At 65.0% G+C, this 2376-nt stretch carries 3 protein-coding genes; all 3 read right to left on the bottom strand.

The features are described 5' to 3' along the window. On the bottom strand, positions 1-479 hold a 479-nt coding region (locus tag EN893_RS29410), incomplete at its 3' end, for a UPF0262 family protein (protein WP_164901211.1). A 6-nt stretch (positions 480-485) separates the two neighbouring features. Further along, entirely contained in the window at positions 486-1778 is a 1293-nt protein-coding gene (hisD, locus tag EN893_RS29405; protein ID WP_127272355.1) for a histidinol dehydrogenase, read from the bottom strand. Between the two features lie 7 nt (positions 1779-1785). Next, positions 1786-2220 carry a DUF2948 family protein gene (locus EN893_RS29400; RefSeq protein WP_127268680.1) on the bottom strand — a complete coding sequence of 145 codons (435 nt, stop codon included), beginning with the start codon at positions 2218-2220 and terminating at the stop codon, positions 1786-1788. Between the last annotated feature and the right edge of the window lie 156 nt (positions 2221-2376).

Genomic DNA, 2376 nt, shown 5'->3' with positions numbered 1-2376 from the left:
CGCCAGTGCAGTACGCAGACCAGCGTGAACAGCCGGCGCGCCGTATCGAAGTCGATGTCGATCTTGCCGGACAGCCGGTCCATCAGCGTCTGCGAACCTTCATTGTGCAGGCCGCGGCGGCCCATGTCGATCGCTTCGATGTGGCTCGGCGTCGAGGAACGGATGGCGTCGTAGTAGCTTTCGCAGATCATATAATAGTCCTTGACGATGCGCCTGAGCGGCGTCAGCGACAGGATATGGGTGACGACGGCGGTGCCATCCTCGCGCGCCACGGCAAACACCAGGCGCTGCTCGGCCAGCGACAGTTTCAGCCGGTAAGGGCCGTCGCCGCTGTCACTGACGGGCTGAAAACTGTTCTCCTCGATCAGGTCGAAGATCGCCACCGCGCGTTCATGCTCGACATCGGGTGTCGACCGGCCGATCGATTCATCGAGTTCGACATCGATCAGCCTGGCGCGGGTTTGATCGGGGCCAGACATCGCCGCCTACATGTTCAACCGTATGGCGACGGAGCGTCCATGCGCGTCAAGGCCTTCCGCCTTGGCCAGCGCAATCGCCGCCGGCGCCAAGATCCGCAACTGTTCCGGTCCAAGCTTGAGGATCGACGTGCGCTTGACGAAATCGAGCACCGACAGACCGGACGAGAAGCGCGCCGAGCGCGCCGTAGGCAGCACATGGTTGGAGCCGCCGACATAGTCGCCGATGGCTTCCGGCGTGTGGCGGCCGAGAAAGACCGCACCCGCGTTGCGCATCCGCGACAGGAAGCCCTCGGCGTCGTCGATGGCCAGTTCGACATGTTCGGCGGCGATGCGGTCGACCAGCGGCAGCGCGGCGTCGATGGTCGACACCTGGATCACCGCACCAAAATCACGCCAGCTCGCCGCCGCCGTCTCGGCGCGTGGCAGGCTCTGCAACTGGCGCTCGACGGCTTGTTCGACAGCGATGCCGAAGGCTGGATCGTCGGTGACCAGGATCGATTGCGCCGATGCATCGTGCTCGGCCTGGGCCAGCAGGTCGGCCGCGATCCAGTCCGGATCGTTGCTGCCGTCGGCCACGACGAGCACTTCCGACGGCCCGGCGATCATGTCGATGCCGACGGCGCCGAACACCTGGCGCTTGGCCGCCGCGACATAGGCATTGCCCGGGCCGACGATCTTGGCGACCGGCCTGATCGTTTCGGTGCCGTAGGCAAGGGCGGCGATCGCCTGCGCGCCGCCGACACGGTAGATTTCCGACACGCCTGATATGTCGGCCGCCACCAGCACCAGCGGATTGATGATGCCGCCCGGCGCCGGTACGACCATGACGATGCGCTCGACGCCGGCCACTTTGGCCGGCACGGCGTTCATCAGCACCGAGCTTGGATAGCTCGCCGTGCCGCCCGGCACATAGAGCCCAACCGCCTCGACCGCCGTCCAGCGCCAGCCGAGCTCGACGCCGGCGGCATCCGTATAGCGGTCATCCTTTGGTCGCTGCCGCTCATGATGCGAGCGGATGCGGTCGCGCGCGAATTCCAGCGCCTCGATCGTCTTTGGGTCGGCGGCCTTGTAGGCCTGGGCGATGTCGTCCTTCGAAACGGCAATGCCCAGTCCAGCCAGATCGGCGCGATCGAATTTCCGTGAATAGTCGATCAGCGCCGCGTCGCCCTCGGCGCGCACGCGCGCGATGATGGCGCCCACCGCTGCATCGACGTCGGCGGACACTTCCCGCTTGGTCAACAGGAAGGCGGCGAAACGCTGCTCGAAATCGGCGTCGGACTGACGAAGCGTGATGGCCATCGGACGCTCAGGCCTTGTGGATGGGGCGCGAGGTGGCTTCCCACGCCCCGCCGATGTCGGCAAGGCGGGCCTCGATGCATTCGACGTCGAGCATGATCGCACCGCCGCCCGAGAAGATCAGCTCGACGATGCCGGCCGGCTTGCTGATCTCGATGAAGCTGATCGCCAGCAGCGACAAGACTTCCGCAGGCTTGTCGCGGTCGATGCCGCTGGTCTTGGCGCCGAGCACGCGGTCGAAATGCAGCACGGCCTGCCGTCGCTCATTGTGCTGGCGAAACAGGCCGGATTTTGCTTCCCAGACGAAACGGTTCATGGTCAGCAGGAAACGCTTGGCCGCAGGCAGGAATTCGAGGTCGCTGACTTTCAGCACGGCATCCTGGACATGAGCCGAAACGATGCTCAGGTCCTGGTCGTCTAGCGCGATAAGCTTAAGGCCGGTCATGCGGATTTCGCACCTGAAGGTTGATTGTTCAGCCTTCTGTTAGGCGGTCTTGGCGATCGGTGCAACCGCACCAACAGCTGCAGGTCTGCGCTGCCCCTCATCGCCCTGCCGGGCACTTCTCCCCATATAGTGACGGGGAGAAGTGCCCGGCAGGGC

It is taken from the genome of Mesorhizobium sp. M7A.F.Ca.CA.004.04.2.1 (assembly GCF_004022825.1).
GTDB lineage: Bacteria > Pseudomonadota > Alphaproteobacteria > Rhizobiales > Rhizobiaceae > Mesorhizobium.
This window is presented reverse-complemented; position numbering and strand designations above follow the sequence as displayed.

Bases quoted from the DNA above. Each gene is read 5' to 3' on its own strand.
- hisD (WP_127272355.1), bottom strand. From the start codon at position 1,778: ATGGCCATCACGCTTCGTCAGTCCGACGCCGATTTCGAGCAGCGTTTC.
- EN893_RS29400 (WP_127268680.1), bottom strand. From the start codon at position 2,220: ATGACCGGCCTTAAGCTTATCGCGCTAGACGACCAGGACCTGAGCATC.